Source organism: Pedobacter sp. SYSU D00535 (assembly GCF_017355855.1).
In the GTDB taxonomy this organism is placed as follows: Bacteria; Bacteroidota; Bacteroidia; order Sphingobacteriales; family Sphingobacteriaceae; genus Desertivirga.
The window spans coordinates 111,940-128,304 of sequence record NZ_JAFEWD010000013.1 but is presented as its reverse complement, the minus strand read 5'-3'; the positions used below and the strand labels follow the sequence as shown (position 1 = coordinate 128,304).

Sequence of the window (16,365 nt, the reverse complement as noted above, 5' to 3'; positions counted from 1 at the left end):
TCTAACGCATCCTTCTTTTGAAGACGGATAGTCGAATCTCTTTTATCTGTCAAAATCCTAAAACGATTCATTGAGCTAAAACAAAAAACAGCAATTTCGACTCGATTAGTAAAACGGAATCTCATGGAATCTTTACAAGGAAAAATAGCGCTCATTACCGGCGCAGGAAAGGGAATTGGCAAAGCTATCGCCATTGCACTTGCAAAAGAAGGCGCGCATGTTGCCTTGATTGCCCGAACAGAAGCGGATGTCAAAGTGGTTGCGGAGGAGGCAGCATCTTTGGGCGTTAAGGCAAGCTATGCAACTGCCGATGTAAGCAACAGACAAGAGGTGGAGGCTGCGGTAACAAAACTCCAATCGGACTTAGGAAACATCGACATTCTGATTAACAACGCCGGAACGGGCACTTTTGCTAAGTTTCTCGATCTCGAACCAGAAGCATGGGAAAACCAGGTAAAAGTGAACCTCTTTGGGGTCTATTATACCACCCGCGCCGTATTACCGCAAATGATCGAACGGCAGACGGGAGACATTGTGAATATCTCCTCTACTGCGGGCAAAACAGGAGCTGCAATTACGAGTGCTTATAGTGCATCGAAATTTGGGGTATTTGGTTTATCAGAGAGCCTTATGCAGGAAGTTCGGAAACATAACATCCGCGTGACAGCATTGGCGCCTAGCACAGTCGTTACCGACCTTGCCTATAGTGCTGACCTCATCAAAGGCGATCCGGAAAGAGTAATGCACCCGGAAGATTTTGCAGAGTTTATTATTGGACATTTAAAGCTGAACAGACGCGTGTTCTTAAAAGAAGCAAGTCTTTTCTCAACGAATCCTTAAGCAGGAGCTTGCTCTACCAGTTAGTTCGTGCTCCTGACGCTGCCGCAGATTCAGCTCTCTCGGGTATTCCCAATTTGCAAGCCGGAAACGAGCTTCACCTGAAAGCGGCACTGGCTGATATTTTCAGAGACTTTAAAACCAAAGCGGCTGTACCAATAGGTAGAGCCGCTTCTTTTTTAGCTTTTCCTGATGCTAGTACTATTTCGCCTCAGTCGCCAGCAGCATCCTTGCCTTCTCGTCCTACTTCAACTATATTTATTTTCATTGATGCCTTTTTACTGATTAGTATACAAAATGATTGTTTCCTGCGATATGGATACTATTCTGAAATTACAGGCGGGATGTCGTAGATTCCTCCAGCTCGATTTTCGCTACTGACGACTCCCTCCCATTAATTACAACCGACAGCCGCTGCTCTCCGCCGTAATATCGGCGGGTAGTAATTGGTTTAAAACTGTGTTTTCTGACTATGGTGATCTGCTCTCCCGACTTTAACACCCGTTCGCTCACCTTAAATACCGTCTTTGAAAATTGGTTCTTCCGGCGTTTAAAATATAAAATATACTCTATCCGCACCGTTTGCTGACGTTCCCCCTGGTTGGCGACCGAAAACGAGAATTGAAGGTCTCCCCCCATTTTTACCGAAGGTGTAAGTATCTTGAAATTGTCAAGGATCAAGTTATTGGAATCAAGTCCATATAAGCTCAGGACAGTAGGATTTCCTTGCTTCAAAAGCGTTCTGCAGGCATGTTTCAAAAGGGCATCCGTCTCCTGGCTCTTCCCCTTCCATTTCTGAGCAAGCTGGAGCACCGTGGTGGGGTGATCCTTTGAAACGTCGTTGAGACTGTTCGCAACACTTCTCCTCACATACTCGGAAGGGTCATTCTTTAGGTTATCCAAGATTTCCAGAATTAGAGCCGGTTCCTTTTTTAATCGTGGAACTGCCATTGCCCAGGGGAGCCGGGGCCGTGTGCCTTCACTAGCAAAGCGACGAACGTGGTGATTGGTGTGGAGCGACCAGATTTTCATCCGTCTTAGGGTCTCTTCCTCGTATTTGATGAGGAAGGGGCGGATAGCGAACTCGCAGGAAATAAACTGGGTGATAAATTCGAACGCCTGAATGGACTCATCTGGATGATTGATCCCATACACTTCTATGAAGTCAGGCAGAAACATAAATTCAATACTTTCGCCGCGAAAGCCGAGCGCCTTCAGCTTCTGAATAATGGAACGGATCAGCATTACACTGTCGGAGAAGTCAGCAGGAAAAAAGCCGCCAAGAACATGGGTTGTATGGCGCATCCTCTCCTTGAGTTCCATTGCCTGAAATTCCTCCGTAAAAATCCTGTTGAGGAACTCTTGCCGATCAAAAGCAGGAAGAAGCTCTTCCATCACATGCGTAAAGCGGTTATAAAAACCGGGCGAATAAAGGTCCTTTAATAACATGCTGATTATACCTGGTCTTTAACAGCAATAAAGATATCAACTTCGGCGGCTTCCGGGTTCTGCGCCCGCTCGCCGTACACTTCGAAATCTGCGGTGTATTTCCTGGGAAAATCCATATTCCAAATTTTGGTCCATTCCTGAAAGACAATCCCTTCATTCAGATTTCCTTTTGCGGTAAACTTTGTAAAACCTCCCTGAGGTATTTTGGCAACGGCAAAATGAGCAGGATATCGGCAATGCTATTTACACGGCAGCCAATGATACAGGTATAAGGTTTAGTGAAATCGAGTTCATACTCGGTGTACAAGCTATAAACCGCATCGCCGGAGCGATTAGGAATACCTGCAAGTACGTTCTCTGAAAAAAACCTCGACCACAGTTCTGGGATGTCCCTAGCTGCTTGATTATTTTCATTGGTGGTACGGACGCTAAGTCCGACAACATAAAATTCTTCGATTGGTTCTGTTATCATCATATTGGGTTTGCAGCAAAGTTCAAAGAGCTAATGACAACAGTATGTCAGCAGGAGTGTATGGACTGAATATTACAGGAAGAGCGCAGTTATTTACTTGCAGCACGGTCTTTTTTGAACTCCTCGTATGAGCGTTTAAGATAATTCAGCAAATCAAAATCGTTCCATGACCTCAGCTGCTCGAGGCTTGGTAGATAAGCTGTCTTAAAATCTTCTAATTCTTCAACTTTGATAGGAACAGTACTTTTGATAACACGGTCGTTAAATCGGGAAGCAATTTCATAATATTCGAGCTCCCGCTCTGCGTATTTACTGAAACGCCGGGCCCGCTTTCCGTCCTTGCTCAAAAGTTCATGAAAGAACGTTAAGGGACTTCCGCCGAAAGGCGATAAGAGTGCCAGCGGGGGCTTGCCTTTGTAGTAAATTCCCTTGCTTCTGAACTGGTCTTCTACCTCCTGCAGTTCTTGTTTCAGGTTCTTGCCGTAAATAATTACTTCCGACAATTCATTACCCGTCTGCAGGTGAACAAAAAGAACGGAGAAGTTTTGTACTACGCGCTTCTGGGTTAGAAAGCCGATCGCCCTGATTTCGAGGGTATCCCCCAGAAAGGCAGGAATGTTGAAAGTACCCAGGCCGTCTGTGCTCATTTTATGATTACTCCTCAAATTGATCACTACCGCTCCCGAAATCCTGCTTCCTGTTCCCTTTTGGAACACCACTCCCTGAAGCGTTTGTCCAAGGGCGGTGGCACTGAAGAGACAGCTTGCTAGCGAAAACAGAATCAACTTTAAAAGCCTCCCATTCATGATGATAAAGCTAGGAATAAAGGAGGGGAAATAGCGGTTTTTAACAGAAATTCACGAATGAGGTCGCTCCCTGTGTTTCGGCTTCAGCAATAACTACACCTGGTGCAAAGATTGTATTTTCTGCTGGTGCAGGATAAACAGCCGGGCGCAAGCCGTTGCATCAGAAAGGGCATCGTGATGTTGCAGCTTTATACCGTGATCGGCGCAAAGCCGGTCTAACTTCTGCCCGTAAATCTTATAGGTACAATGAGCGCGAAACTCTGGCACTGTCAATCGATAATAGGCCAGCGTCTGCTGCAGGCAGCTAACATCAAATGCACTATTGTGAGCAACCAGATTCTGATCGGCGATATAGCCCCGTATATGGGGCCAGACTTGCGCGAAATTAGGCGAATTTCGGGTGGTTTCTGCACTTATACCATGCACCAGGGTGTTATGGTAAGAGTAGAAATTATCAGGAGGTTTCACCAGGACAGAAAAGCGATCCACAATCCGGTGGTTCTCAACAAGTACCATCCCGATCTGGCATATGCTGTGACGTTTGCCCTGGGCAGTTTCAAAATCAAGTGCTGTAAAGGTGTGGAGAGGGCTCATGCAAGTGCATGTAAAAATGATAAAATTTATTGATCTGACAAATTCAGGAGGAGCAGGCAATGCAGAAAGGTGACTTCTCACTGAATCGGAGCGATAGAACTACGCGAATTTAAACTTCTAAAAACCAATCCCCAACCAGTCAGTTACTGTAAAACATCCAGAACAACTACCTGTAACTCGCTCATTATGAACCTACACACTGTCAAAAAAACCATAACGCAGAGAAACTTTAGAGTCGCCATTTCAACATCAGCAATCCTGATCTTCATCCTAATATTCGCCACCGCCTGTTCAACTTCTCGTCTCGGACCATCGGGACAAAAAAAGATGCAGGGAAAAACGTTTGTGATTGTAGGCGCTTCAAGTGGCTTCGGACGGGGAGTTGCCGAAGAACTTGGCAGATACAAAGCCAATGTAGTGCTGGCAGCCAGGAGGACGGACTTACTGGAAGAAATAGCAAAAAACATCAGGTCGACGGGAGGAACCGCTTTAGTGGTGACAACAGACATCAGCAAACCGGAAGATGTACAAGCTTTAATGGATCAATTGCTTAAGCAATATGGCAAAATAGACGTGTGGGTGAACATGGCCGGAGTTGGAGCAATCGGAAGATTCTGGGACATTCCCTTAGAAGACCATTCGCGGCTTATAGACATCAATTTAAAAGGATTTATCTACGGCTCGATGGCGGCAGTGAAACAGTTCCGGGCGCAGGGCTATGGAACCCTGATCAACATGGGATCTATTGAAAGTGAAAATCCGCTGGCCTACCATGCATCCTATGCAGCAAGCAAAGCCGGCGTAAGGCATTTAGGGCAGGCGATCAATCAGGAGCTGCGGCTGAATGGTCACAAGAAGATAAAAGTGGTTACGGTGGAACCCTGGGCCGTGGACACTCCGTTCTGGCCCCACGCTGCCAACTACAGCGGAGGAACCCCACGGATGGCTGCAATGGATCCGGCACACAAGGTAGTAAACGCGGTGATGAGGGTTTCAATCCGTCCGAGGAAAGAGTTGCCGGTGGGCTGGAAAGCCAGAGCCGCCTGGATCTCCCATCATATTTTCCCTCATCTAACCGAGCGGATTTCGGCCAATATCATGCATCGCTACCAAATCAAAACGGCTCCTCCGGCGCCGCCAACGAGTGGGTCACTTCACGAACCCATGAAAGCAGGTACGGAAGTAGAACATGGTGTTCGGGAGAGGATAAAGCGGGAAAACAAGGAACGGAGAAAGGCCAGAAAGGATTAGGGGGGAAGACCATCCCCCCGCTGATTACTTTAATTTTAAATCCGCGTGGCGGGTTTTCACTGTTGGCTCTGATGCGAAGATGGCTCCATTGACCAGTTCAATTCGATCTACCGAGTCACCCTTCCCGAGCAAAGCAAAACGCAACACAGCAGACCCGTTAATGCCCGTCCATCTCAACTCCTTGCCGGCCTTCGTTCTAAGCACGGGGTTGCCGCGAACAGTTAAGGGCTCAGAAAAGGTAACATCAACGGTACGGTAGGTTTTCCCGATCTCCACCTTAGTAACCTTCGGCTGATCCGTTCGTTCAGGATCCCACATCCCATCAAAGGTCCATTTTGCAGTAATGTCCTCTGGCCTTGGTGCTGCAGGGGCAGTGTGAAGATTATTGGCGTGCCATGCTGAATCGCCTCCCAGCTTGTGACTGTTATGAAAGAACACCCGGCGTCCGTACTTAAACCGGTCCGAGGGAGTTTCCGAAGCATTGTCATCTCTTATGTCTTTCGTATTCGCCGAAAAAACAGCGTTAATAAGATAGAACTGGTGGTCCCTTGGATACTTGCCTAAAGGATAGGCTGTGGCTCCTGTGATTTTAGAATTCGTGATGACAAACTTCTGGTTCGGATTTTTACTCCCGTCGTGCCACAGCGGTGCATGAGGCCCTACTTCGAAAATAGTGGAGTTGGTAATATAGCACCAACCATGCGGACAAAGAAAGTCGGCATTTCCCTCGAAATGACAGTTGGCGTGATAGAACATGCCGCCGGCTTCGTTCCATAATGCTACCGTATCATTCCCGTTGGAGACAAAATCACAATCAACCGTTACGACTTTAGAACCCAGACCATAAAGGGTAAACGTATGTCGCCTTGTCGGGAAGACATTAGCGACGGTCAGATTTTTGAGCACCACGCCGTCTGACATGATATTCAGCACTCCCCGGTAAGGGCTTCCTGAAGCCAGATGAAACTGTATCCTGGTACCTTTTCGGCTCTCCCCTACCAGCGTTACGTTGGGCCGGTTGATCACCACCCGCTCGTGGTAAATTCCCTCCTTGATAAAAATTACGATCCGCTGAGTAGATGCCGTGTTCAGCGAAGCGAGTGCATCACCTACAGTGGTAAAATTTCCGGAACCATCACGGGCCACAACGATATCCGGACTAAGTTCTTCCTGCGCCACTAGTCCTTTCTCTCGGGAGCCGGAATGCCCAGAAGAAAAAAACGGAAATACAAGTAAAAACAACAGCGTAAAAGCCGAAGCAAGGAATTTCACTGCCGGTTTTTCGAATTTTGATGAGATGATGGCTGACATAATTTTGAACCTTATTTTTTGGGAAAGCGAAGGTTAGCATAACGGATGGACGTGGAGGCTGAAGAAGCAAAAATCGATCCCTTCTGAACGTCTATTTTCAATGGTGCGTCTCCTGCGTCCAGGGCAGAAAAAGTGATCACATTAGAGCCGTTGGTCTTCGTCCACTTTAAAGTCTTTCCTTTTCGGGTAATAATTACGGGTAAACCACGAACGGTAACGGGTTCTGAAAATACAACCTGAACCACCCGATAAGGCGCCTCCGTTTTAACGTCCTTAATTTGAGGAGCGGCCGTAGATTCGGGATCCCAGACACCATCAAATGTCCATTTTGCAGTGATGTCTTTCGCCTTTGGAGCTCCGGCAGCGGTGTGGAGATTATCCTTCAACCAGGGTGTATTCCCTCCGGCCCTGTCGCAATCATAAAAAAACACCCGTCGCCCCCACTGAAATTCTTCGTTCCGTGCTGCAGGAGCATTCGTATCGATAATGTTTTCGGTACTGTCGGAAAAGTGACAGCTGATAAGATAAAACTGGGAATCCCGGGGATAGCGGCCTAGCGCATACTTTCGCGCTCCATCAAATTTGGAATTTTTGATAACCAGCTTCTTGTTTGGATCTTTCCCGCCGTCATGCCACAAAGCCGCCCGCGTATCCACCTCGTAGAAAGTTGAGTTATTGACATAGCACCAGCCGCGGGGACACAAGAAGTCGATATTCCCCTCAAAATGGCAGTTATCGTGATAGTAATACCCGCCACCTTCTGCCCAGAGGGCCACGGTATCGTTCCCTTTTGCAATAAAATCACAGTTTTTTGTCAGCACAAAAGAGCCGCGACCGTAAAGCGCAAAGGTGTGTCGACGATGAGGATACGTGTTTTCCACTGTCAAATTCTCCAATACCACGCCATTTCCGAAGATATTCAAGACCCCTCTGGAGATACTCTCATTTCCGGCGGGAATGGAATAGGCAATGCGCGTCCCCTTCCGGCTTTGTCCCACCAAGGTAACATTAGGCCGATGGATACTTACTTTCTCGGTGTAGATCCCGTCCTTAATATAAATGATTACCCGGTGGCTGGAGGAGTTCGTAACGTATAAAAGGGCCTCTCCGATAGTCTTGAAAAGTCCCGAGCCATCCTGTGCCACCACCACGTCCGGCTTCAACGTATCAATAGTGGATATGCCTGGGAGCGAGTGAGCCTGCACCTCAGCAATGAGAAATAGGGACAGACAAAAAAATCGGACAATGTTCATAAAGGTGACCATTCGAGAAAAAGGATTTAATATCATTAACTAGTTAGTTTTACTCCTCGTCAGGTTCCGCGATATTGGTTTTTCGGGAAAACGACTCAGGGCGACTGCCGCTTCATCCAAAACTAGGCGGATAGAACGAAACGATATTGTAGGATTTTGACCAAATCTTGTAGTATGTTGTGTCGAAAGACAGTGCTGGGTCAGAAGAAGAAAGTGGAGAGTAGCATCGCCATTGGCAGTTCAAAGAAATGTTTTTGGAAACCAGCTTCGGCACACTCATCACCTGCAGTCCCGCTGTCCGCTGCAAGTCCTCGCCGGCGAGCTCACTACCCTATTGGCTCCGGGCTTTTCGCTACCATCGGGTTTACATTAGAACGTCACCACTTCGATGAATCTCCTTAGGTCCTGCCTTTCCCCAACGTCCGCTTAACCTTCAAGCCATGCTTAATAAAAATTAAAAGCCGGCGCGAAATACTAAAAAAATTAGTAAATTTGAATTATGTGGGATCGAATAAGAGAGAAGCTGCAAATACTGGCGGACGCTGCCAAATATGATGTCTCCTGCTCCTCGAGCGGAAGCACGCGAAAGAACACCAACAAGGGATTGGGTGATACGGGAAACGGGATTTGTCATACTTATACCGAAGATGGTCGTTGCGTATCCCTTCTTAAAATCCTGCTCACGAACTTCTGCATATACGACTGCGCGTACTGCGTCACCAGAAAGAGCAACGACATTAAACGAACTGCCTTTACCGTGCAGGAGGTGGTGGATCTTACCATCAATTTCTACCGCAGAAACTACATTGAAGGACTGTTTTTAAGCTCCGGCATTTTCAAAGACGCCGACTACACAATGGAGCGTCTGGTGCGCGTAGCTAAGAAACTGCGTACCGAACATAACTTCAACGGGTATATCCACTTAAAGTCCATCCCCGGCGCCAGCGACGAACTGATGAAAGAGGCTGGCCTGTATGCTGATCGCCTGAGCGTAAACATTGAAGTGCCAACAGAGCAGGGCCTGAAGCTATTGGCTCCCGAAAAGGACCGGAAAGATATGATTCAACCGATGAACTTTTTGAAAAATGAAATCATCCTTCGGCAATCGGAAAAAAAGTTATTTAAAAAGGCCCCGCTGTTTGCACCTGCCGGCCAAAGCAGCCAGATGATCATTGGTGCCACGCAGGAGACGGACAAGGACATCATGTTTACGGCAAACAGTCTCTATAAGAATTTCAACCTGAAACGGGTCTATTATTCAGGTTATGTACCCGTCTCCAACGACCATCGCCTGCCGGGACTCGGAACCTCTGTGCCCCGCCTCCGGGAAAACCGTTTGTATCAGGCCGACTGGCTCCTGAGATTCTACGGCTTTCAGGTGAATGAACTCGTACATAATCAGCAACCCAACCTCGACATGGATATCGACCCTAAACTGGGCTGGGCTTTATCTAATTTGAACCAGTTTCCTGTTGATATCAACCGCGCCGATCTGCATTTAATCCTGAGAGTACCAGGCATAGGTATGCTTTCCGCTAAAAAGATTGTGGAGGCCCGTCGCTTCCAACGCCTCAACTGGGAACATCTCAAGAAGCTGGGAGTAGCACTGAATCGAGCCCGGTTTTTCATCACCTGCAATAGTTCTTATTTTGAGCGTCGTGATTTATCGGCGAAACAAATAAGACATTTTATTCTTTCGGGCTCAGACAAGAAAACCTTTTCTGCCGCCGTAACACAACTACAGCTATTTTAATGACCATTCTTGTTTACGACGGAACCTGGCCGGGCTTTTTAAGCTGCGTGTTCGAGGCCTATGAAAGAAAACTCACCGAACTGCAAATTTCTTCGGAACTTCGCTTTCAGGCGAGTCTTTTAGACACGCCGATAACTATTATTACCGAGGAAGCAAAGGCGAGACGGGTCTGGAGTGGTCTTCAAAAAAGGCTGTCTGGACAAGCGCTGCGCCAGCTCTACCACTGTTTCCTGTCAGAAATACCGATGATAGAGAATACGCTTTTTGAATATATCCGTCTGGCCTTCGCCTGGGAAGGAGTTGAAAAGGCTTTTACTAAGGCCTCCGTTTTAAGGGTAAGTCAGGTAGCTAAAATGGTTTACAGGGAGAAGCATCGCATGGAAGCATTTGTGCGGTTCCAGCTAACTACGGACGGCATCTATTACGCAACTATTGAACCCGACTTTAACGTCCTCCCCATCCTGCGTTCCCATTTTGAAAAACGATATGCAGACCAAAAGTGGCTAATCTACGATCTGCGCCGCAAGTACGGGATTTTCTACGACCTTGAAGAAGTAGAAGAAATCCAATTGGAACGCGGCTCCTCGGGAACAGAAGCATCGTCCATTTTTTCGGAAGATGAAGCCGCTTATCAAACGCTTTGGAAAGATTATTTTGAGCATGTAAACATCAAGGAACGAAAGAACATGAAACTGCATTTGAGACATGTGCCCCGCCGCTATTGGAAGTACCTTACTGAAAAAGCTCCCTGAAAAGCATGTTGCTCTGCAATCAGTCAAGAGTTACTGGAGCAAAATTCAACCGCCGCCTCTCAGCTTCATCCTGAACAATTAACAGGACAATTCCGGGCAGCAGTTAGATTACTCTCATACTCGTCGGAAAAACAAGAGCAGAGTAAACATTCCTTTTTAGTTTTTCCCCTACCAGCGTAGCTTTCCCATCTTTACGCAAGATGCGCTGTCGCAAAAATCAGCCTCAACACAACGAAACAACCTCTGCACTTTTGCCGAATTGTACGATTCGCAGCTTATGCATCCACCAGTGTGTACAATCGGTCACCGCTGTTGATCTTTCTATCCAGAGCAATAGAAAACACTTCTCCTTTTTTTACAGTGTATGAGCGGCTAATTAAAACGGCTCTAACTGAAGGTGCTCCATTTCTTTCCCCATAAACGTCAGGTGATCCCGAAGCCGGAAGCCAAGCTTCTGGTATAAGCTCCTAGCCGATTGGTTTCCCGGGTCTACCAATAAGCCGAGCGTTTGATGTCGTCTTGTCACAAACTCATCCGTCAGAAACTTCAGCATCTCCGTTCCAATGCCTTTTCCCTGATACCCCTGTTTTACGCCCAGCGAATCAATGTAAAACTCGCCGGCTGCTGTTTCATCCTCAGGCTGTGCATCCCTGTTAAACTCACTTTTCAGATAGTCAAGAATGGGCTGCCGTAGTGAACGCAGGAGGGCCCCGTCATACACGTTCACCGCAGCTACTACTTCTGTTCCTCGTTCCGCAACCCAGCAGTTCTCGAAAGAATACTGGTTGCCTTCCTTCATCGCAAAGTGGTATAAAAATCTCTCTGCTTGCCGCCGGTCGTTGAGGCCGGTCAATTTGTAAATGATCTCCTCCATGGCCAGCAGGAGACATGCAGCAATAGGAGCAGCATCGTGGCAGCTTGCTTTCCTAATGATCATAATAAAGCAAAACTAGCACTTTTTCCAGCTACACATCGCAGGGATGTCGATGCAATCATCTCTCCTGCTACCATTGCCCAGAAGCAGCGATGAGGCAAAGCTGCCGGAGGACAAAGCGAGCTTCGGTGGAGTATGGAGACAAGGCGCTGGCAGCCGTTGCTAAGCAGAATCGGGCTTCAGCAGGCATGGATTTAAAACCAGTAGCAACAGTGCTGGCGCAGCCTTGGTTCCGGTATTTTATCAGCTTCAATCCTCAACCCTATCTGGAAAAAGTAAAGTGCCCGGTGCTGGCCTTAAATGGAAGTAATGACGTACAAGTTCGTAGCAAAGAAAACCTGAGGGCAATAGAACAAGCAATCAGAAAGGGGGGAAATACGCAGGTGACAGTGAAAGAGCTCGAGGGTTTGAATCACTTGTTCCAAACCAGCGTTACCGGAAATTTCGAGGAGTAGGCGAGAATCGAAGAAACGTTCGCTCCTTCAGCCCTCAAGCTGATAGGAGACTGGGTTGACGGAGTGGTAAAATGACACATCGAGCCAAATAGAGCGGGGGCGGGTCCGGACCTTCCCGCTTCCATCCTCAAATCAAGTCAAACGCCCGGGCATATTCAGTAAAATCAAAATTGGTGGTGATATTCAATTTGCGTTTGATATTCCGGCGGTGGGTGTTGATGGTTTCCGTGGAAATATGAAGATCGCAGGCGATTTCTTTTGAACTTTTACCCTGAGCCACAAGGGCCAGCACCTCTTTCTCGCGTTCACCGAGTGTAGAAAATCGCTGGTAATTCTCTTTCAGAAACAAGTTTTCCCTGAGCAGCCGTTCCGCTTTGGCAGCGATGTGTTTCATCTGATCGATAGGCACTGCAACAGTTACCGTTAGTTCCGGATTTCCCTGCGAATCGAAAGTAAAGATGCGGGTACTCGCAACATGCCAGACCCATTCTTTGCGATCATGGAACTTCACCTGCTGGAAAAAGGTAAACGTAGCCTCCGGATCCCTGCTTTGAAGCATGTGGTTCATCTTTGGAATGAAGTCACTCATATCCTCAATATTGAAAAAGCGGCTGTAATACTCAGTACCCATTTCCTGTAGCTCATTCAGGGTCACACCGAGCATTTTTAAACCATTAGAAGACATATATACCACCGGAAAATCGCCTACCTTGTGAATAATTACCACCCCGGGCATCCGTTCTGCTTCCGGTGCGAACCGGTCGATTTTTTCAATCAATTCTGCAGAAAGGCGATAAGTTGTATCCATATGCAACTTTTTATAATCAGGTTAAACTCAAACTCTATCAATCAAGGAAGGAATAGTCCCACTATTATCTTAATTTTTTCTCGGATGATGAGGGGATAAATAGATTTATTACAAAGAAAAATGATGATTAGGAAAAATTATAGCTATTTGAGCCTCCTTAGGCAACTTGATGTAGCGTATAGAAAGAAAAAAAATCGTTAACAAATATCTATAGGGCAGTTTTTTCACATACTTCAGCCTTCATAAAAATGATACTTTAACGCCCTGCTTCGGCAGCCTTTCTTATTCGGGCCAACACATTCGAAGCCAATCGGTTGAACGACCGAACAGAATTTAAAAAAGAATATAGCAATTAAAAAACCGTGACGGGTTCCCGGGGTTTAACTTATACCTTAAAATTCAGCTATGACTGAGGATAGTAAAGCCAAGGCATTTGCCGAAGCAGTCGACAGCCTACCTATAGAACCTAAAAAAAAGTTAGGCTTAACCGATGCCATTGCATTAATCATAGGGATTGTAATTGGAGCGGGAATTTTTCGTACACCCTCCCTTGTAGCTGCCAACTCGGCCGACGAAACTGTTTTTTTCTCTGTCTGGATTGCTGGAGGAGTGATCTCACTCATTGGGGCCTTGTGCTATGCTGAGCTCACAACCGCTTTTCCAAACACCGGCGGCGACTATCACTTTATTTCAAAAGCATACGGCAAAGATCCCGCATTCTTTTTTGCTTGGGCTCGTATAGCAATTATCCAAACCGGATCTATAGCCTTACTCGCCTTCATTTTTGGCGACTATGCCTCTCAGGTTTTCAATATTGGCACCTATTCTTCTATTGCTTACGCTGCTCTTGCAATTATTCTCCTTACACTCATTAACGTGTTAGGGGTACAATTTGGGAGCGGAACGCAGAAGCTTTTGACCAGCCTCGAAGTAGCTGGCCTGCTATTGGTAACAGTAGCGGGCCTTTTTTATGCTGATACCTCCACCCAGGCACAAGGTGTCAGCGGGGCGACTACGGAAAACTCAATAGGCATGGCAATGGTGGTAGTTCTGCTAACCTTTGGCGGTTGGAACGAAGCAGCCTATTTGTCGTCTGAAATGAAGGCAGGCAGCAAACAGATGGTATGGGCGCTGATCATAGGCATTATTGCTATCACCATCATCTATCTTCTTATAAACGTTGCCTATGTAAATAGCCTCGGGCTTGCAGCAATGGCAAAAAGTGAAGCAGTGGGCACCGAAGTAATGAGAGGGAGTTTCGGAAATAGAGGGGCTTTGCTATTGGGAGTTCTTGTTGCCGTCTCCGCCTTAACCTCTGCAAATGCAACGATTTTCACTGGTGCCCGCACCAATTATGCTGTTGGCCGCGACTTCAAAGCCTTCTCGTGGCTGGGGAACTGGAACTATCAGAACTCAACGCCTGTTAATGCTTTTTTGATTCAGGGAATCATATCCCTCGCATTGGTAAGTCTCGGCTTTTTTACCCGTGACGGTTTCGAAACAATCGTAGAATATACGGCACCTGTTTTCTGGTTTTTCTTCTTATTGGTAGGACTGTCGGTGTTTGTGTTGCGCCGTAAAGAACCCGGAAGAGAAAGGCCATTCAAAGTCCCTTTATATCCCCTTACTCCGCTTATATTCTGCCTCACCAGCGCCTATCTACTTTACTCGAGCATTGTTTATACTGGCTTGGGCGCCCTGGTAGGACTCGCTGTACTGCTTGCCGGGCTGCCGGTTTACTACCTGTTCCTGAAGCAAAGAGAGTCAAAGGAAAAACCAAATCATTTACCTGATAAATAATAATACCATGAAAACATCAAAAATTCTATTTGCGACCGTTCTGTTACTGATCTTTGCAAAAGCAGATGCTCTGGCCCAGGTTCCCTATGTCCCCACCCCGCAAAATGTGGTGGACGCCATGCTTAAACTTGCAAAAGTAACAAGCAACGACGTGCTGTTTGACCTGGGGTGCGGAGACGGACGTATAGTCATCACTGCGGCAAAAACCTACGGAACCAGGGGTACGGGCGTCGACAACAATCCCGAGCGAATTAAAGAAGCAAACCAAAACGCGAAAGAAGCAAACGTGACTGATAAGGTAAGATTTGTGGAGGGAGATTTGTTCAAGACAGACCTGAGGCAGGCATCAGTAGTCACCCTCTACCTGCTACCCAGCGTAAACATGCAGCTTAGGCCACTATTGCTGAAGCAATTAAAACCTGGGTCCAGGATCGTATCTCACGCTTTTGATATGGGCGACTGGAAGCCAGACCAAACACGGGAAGTAGATGGAAAGATGATTTATCTGTGGATCGTGCCGAACAAATAATCCTAGGAATACTTAAAGGCGCACCTTCGGTGCGCCTTTTTTTCACTCTCACTGCTAATAGTAAGAATCTATCCGACGAACAACTCTACTTCGACTGAGCTTGAGGCGACACCTCCTTAGAGCCTCTGGACCACCTTTGAGCGATGATGGCCGCAAAGCAAAGTTGCATAGCATGATACAGCATCAGCGGGAGCAACACCAGCCCCGTAGCGTTACTGTCGCTAAACAAGGCTTTCGACATCACTGTCCCATGAACAAGCGACTTCTTGGAACCGCAAAAAATAGCGGTAATACGATCTTCCTGAGAAAATTTGAGCAGCCTCGACAGTACCGAAATAAGATAAAACACCAGGAAAAACAGCCCAGCCATCGCGACAGCAAGAAAGAGGAGTTCATGAAACTTCAGGTTTTCAAAAAGATTCTGGGAGAAGGATTCTGCAAAAGACGTGTATACGATGATGAGAATAATGCTCTGATCATAGTACTTTAAACGTTGTTTGTTTCGCTCAGCAAACCCACCCCACTTTTTATTCAACAGAAACCCGAGTATAACGGGGATCAGCACCTGAACAGTCAGTTTAGTGATAACGTCAGGGAGGTTGCTGGCGCCGTTCTCTTGCTGTAGAGCGATACTCATCCAGACTGGAGTGAGGAAAATACCAAGTATCCCTGAAATACTTGCGTTGAAAATAGCACCCGGCAGGTTACCACCTGCTACAGAAACCATCACCACGGAAGAGGAGACCGTGGATGGAAGACTTGCGAGAAAGAAGGTTCCAAGCCATAAATATTCATCCCCTCTGAAAAACGGCTTTACCAGTAGAATCAGTAGCGGAAACAGCAGAAATGTGCTCAGTTGTACCAGAATATGCAGCTTCCAGTTCGTCAGGCCTGACACCAGTTTGGCTTTACTCAAGCGCAGTCCGTAAAAAAAGAAAATAAGTGTTACTCCCCAGCTTGCAATCTGGGGCAGAGCCAAAGGCGAAGTTTCCAGCCCTCCCTCGGGCCACAAGCGGGCCAGCAGAATCATCACCAGAATACCTGCGATAAAGTAATCAAACCCGATTTTTTTAAGAAAAGCAGAGATGCCTCCTAAGCCTGCAAGCGTTTTCGTATTCATTCGTTATTTATGGGTGCCTGTTTACGCACGCCTTTTTGTATTTAAAATCCAACAGGTACTCTACTTGGCTGACAAAAGCACTAGCTTATAATCCGGCTTCCCGTCCAAATCCACCTCGTAGGTAACCATCCCAGGCCTCGAGTAATCTCTTGCAAGCCCTGCGGCAATTGTTGCAGGATACTGTTCTTTCTTCAGACGGTAGTTATGGGAAAGCATTACAAATCATATCTTTTTCATAGTT

General features: G+C 46.8%; 19 protein-coding genes. 8 read left to right on the top strand and 11 right to left on the bottom strand.

Going from position 1 to position 16,365, the window contains the following annotated elements; translation table 11 throughout:
- Window positions 1–123 precede the first annotated feature (123 nt).
- A complete protein-coding gene (locus J4N23_RS19220; protein ID WP_207429465.1) occupies window positions 124–840 on the top strand; it encodes a 3-ketoacyl-ACP reductase in 717 nt (238 codons plus the stop codon).
- Between the two features lie 8 nt (window positions 841–848).
- Window positions 849–1,190, top strand: a complete 342-nt coding sequence (locus J4N23_RS19215) for a hypothetical protein (protein ID WP_207429464.1) — start codon at window positions 849–851, stop codon at window positions 1,188–1,190.
- Here the strand turns inward: J4N23_RS19215 and J4N23_RS19210 are convergent.
- From J4N23_RS19210 to J4N23_RS19195, 5 genes are all read right to left on the bottom strand, one after another.
- A complete protein-coding gene (locus tag J4N23_RS19210; RefSeq protein WP_207429463.1) occupies window positions 1,171–2,286 on the bottom strand; it encodes a DNA alkylation repair protein in 1,116 nt (371 codons plus the stop codon). The two genes, J4N23_RS19215 and J4N23_RS19210, sit on opposite strands and share 20 nt — an antisense overlap.
- A gap of 5 nt (window positions 2,287–2,291) precedes the next feature.
- Window positions 2,292–2,489, bottom strand: coding sequence for a GyrI-like domain-containing protein (locus J4N23_RS21135; protein ID WP_370527302.1), 198 nt, complete (start codon window positions 2,487–2,489; stop codon window positions 2,292–2,294).
- Window positions 2,444–2,761 carry a GyrI-like domain-containing protein gene (locus J4N23_RS19205; RefSeq protein WP_370527300.1) on the bottom strand — a complete coding sequence of 106 codons (318 nt, stop codon included), beginning with the start codon at window positions 2,759–2,761 and terminating at the stop codon, window positions 2,444–2,446. Before J4N23_RS19205 ends, J4N23_RS21135 begins: the two co-directional genes overlap by 46 nt.
- 86 nt (window positions 2,762–2,847) lie before the next feature.
- Window positions 2,848–3,564: a hypothetical protein gene (locus tag J4N23_RS19200; RefSeq protein WP_207429462.1), complete on the bottom strand. Its 717-nt coding sequence runs from the start codon at window positions 3,562–3,564 to the stop codon at window positions 2,848–2,850.
- Between the two features lie 93 nt (window positions 3,565–3,657).
- The gene (locus J4N23_RS19195; protein ID WP_207429461.1) at window positions 3,658–4,158 is read right to left on the bottom strand and encodes a 3'-5' exonuclease; all 501 of its coding nucleotides are present in this window, start codon (window positions 4,156–4,158) and stop codon (window positions 3,658–3,660) included.
- A gap of 186 nt (window positions 4,159–4,344) precedes the next feature.
- Between J4N23_RS19195 and J4N23_RS19190 the strand changes: the two genes are divergently transcribed.
- Window positions 4,345–5,409, top strand: coding sequence for an SDR family oxidoreductase (locus tag J4N23_RS19190; protein ID WP_207429460.1), 1,065 nt, complete (start codon window positions 4,345–4,347; stop codon window positions 5,407–5,409).
- Between the two features lie 24 nt (window positions 5,410–5,433).
- Here the strand turns inward: J4N23_RS19190 and J4N23_RS19185 are convergent, their stop codons facing one another.
- Together J4N23_RS19185 and J4N23_RS19180 are read right to left on the bottom strand one after the other, a co-directional pair.
- On the bottom strand, window positions 5,434–6,720 hold the full coding sequence (locus J4N23_RS19185) for a pectinesterase family protein (protein ID WP_207429459.1): 1,287 nt from the start codon (window positions 6,718–6,720) through the stop codon (window positions 5,434–5,436).
- Between the two features lie 11 nt (window positions 6,721–6,731).
- Window positions 6,732–7,973, bottom strand: coding sequence for a pectinesterase family protein (locus J4N23_RS19180; protein ID WP_207429458.1), 1,242 nt, complete (start codon window positions 7,971–7,973; stop codon window positions 6,732–6,734).
- Between the two features lie 499 nt (window positions 7,974–8,472).
- Here J4N23_RS19180 and J4N23_RS19175 point away from each other — a divergent pair, with 499 nt between their 5' ends.
- The gene (locus tag J4N23_RS19175) at window positions 8,473–9,726 is read left to right on the top strand and encodes a putative DNA modification/repair radical SAM protein (RefSeq protein WP_207429457.1); all 1,254 of its coding nucleotides are present in this window, start codon (window positions 8,473–8,475) and stop codon (window positions 9,724–9,726) included.
- Window positions 9,726–10,478 (top strand): TIGR03915 family putative DNA repair protein, encoded by a 753-nt coding sequence (locus J4N23_RS19170; RefSeq protein ID WP_207429456.1) that lies wholly within the window; start codon window positions 9,726–9,728, stop codon window positions 10,476–10,478. Before J4N23_RS19175 ends, J4N23_RS19170 begins: the two co-directional genes overlap by 1 nt.
- 376 nt (window positions 10,479–10,854) lie before the next feature.
- Here the strand turns inward: J4N23_RS19170 and J4N23_RS19165 are convergent, their stop codons facing one another.
- On the bottom strand, window positions 10,855–11,415 hold the full coding sequence (locus tag J4N23_RS19165; protein WP_207429455.1) for a GNAT family N-acetyltransferase: 561 nt from the start codon (window positions 11,413–11,415) through the stop codon (window positions 10,855–10,857).
- Window positions 11,416–11,504: 89 nt separating this feature from the next.
- Between J4N23_RS19165 and J4N23_RS19160 the strand changes: the two genes are divergently transcribed.
- Window positions 11,505–11,867, top strand: coding sequence for a hypothetical protein (locus tag J4N23_RS19160; protein ID WP_207429454.1), 363 nt, complete (start codon window positions 11,505–11,507; stop codon window positions 11,865–11,867).
- Between the two features lie 127 nt (window positions 11,868–11,994).
- Here J4N23_RS19160 and J4N23_RS19155 read toward each other — a convergent pair whose 3' ends face one another.
- Window positions 11,995–12,675, bottom strand: coding sequence for a helix-turn-helix transcriptional regulator (locus J4N23_RS19155; protein WP_207429453.1), 681 nt, complete (start codon window positions 12,673–12,675; stop codon window positions 11,995–11,997).
- A 405-nt stretch (window positions 12,676–13,080) separates the two neighbouring features.
- On the opposite strand from J4N23_RS19155, the gene J4N23_RS19150 reads away from it, so the two are divergent.
- Both J4N23_RS19150 and J4N23_RS19145 read left to right on the top strand, forming a co-directional pair.
- Window positions 13,081–14,475: an APC family permease gene (locus J4N23_RS19150; RefSeq protein WP_207429452.1), complete on the top strand. Its 1,395-nt coding sequence runs from the start codon at window positions 13,081–13,083 to the stop codon at window positions 14,473–14,475.
- 7 nt (window positions 14,476–14,482) lie between these two features.
- A complete protein-coding gene (locus tag J4N23_RS19145; protein ID WP_207429451.1) occupies window positions 14,483–15,004 on the top strand; it encodes a cyclopropane-fatty-acyl-phospholipid synthase family protein in 522 nt (173 codons plus the stop codon).
- Window positions 15,005–15,089: 85 nt separating this feature from the next.
- On the opposite strand, the gene J4N23_RS19140 is transcribed toward J4N23_RS19145, so the two are convergent.
- Both J4N23_RS19140 and J4N23_RS19135 read right to left on the bottom strand, forming a co-directional pair.
- Window positions 15,090–16,124 (bottom strand): bile acid:sodium symporter family protein, encoded by a 1,035-nt coding sequence (locus J4N23_RS19140; protein ID WP_207429450.1) that lies wholly within the window; start codon window positions 16,122–16,124, stop codon window positions 15,090–15,092.
- Window positions 16,125–16,184: 60 nt separating this feature from the next.
- Window positions 16,185–16,340: a hypothetical protein gene (locus J4N23_RS19135; protein ID WP_207429449.1), complete on the bottom strand. Its 156-nt coding sequence runs from the start codon at window positions 16,338–16,340 to the stop codon at window positions 16,185–16,187.
- Between the last annotated feature and the right edge of the window lie 25 nt (window positions 16,341–16,365).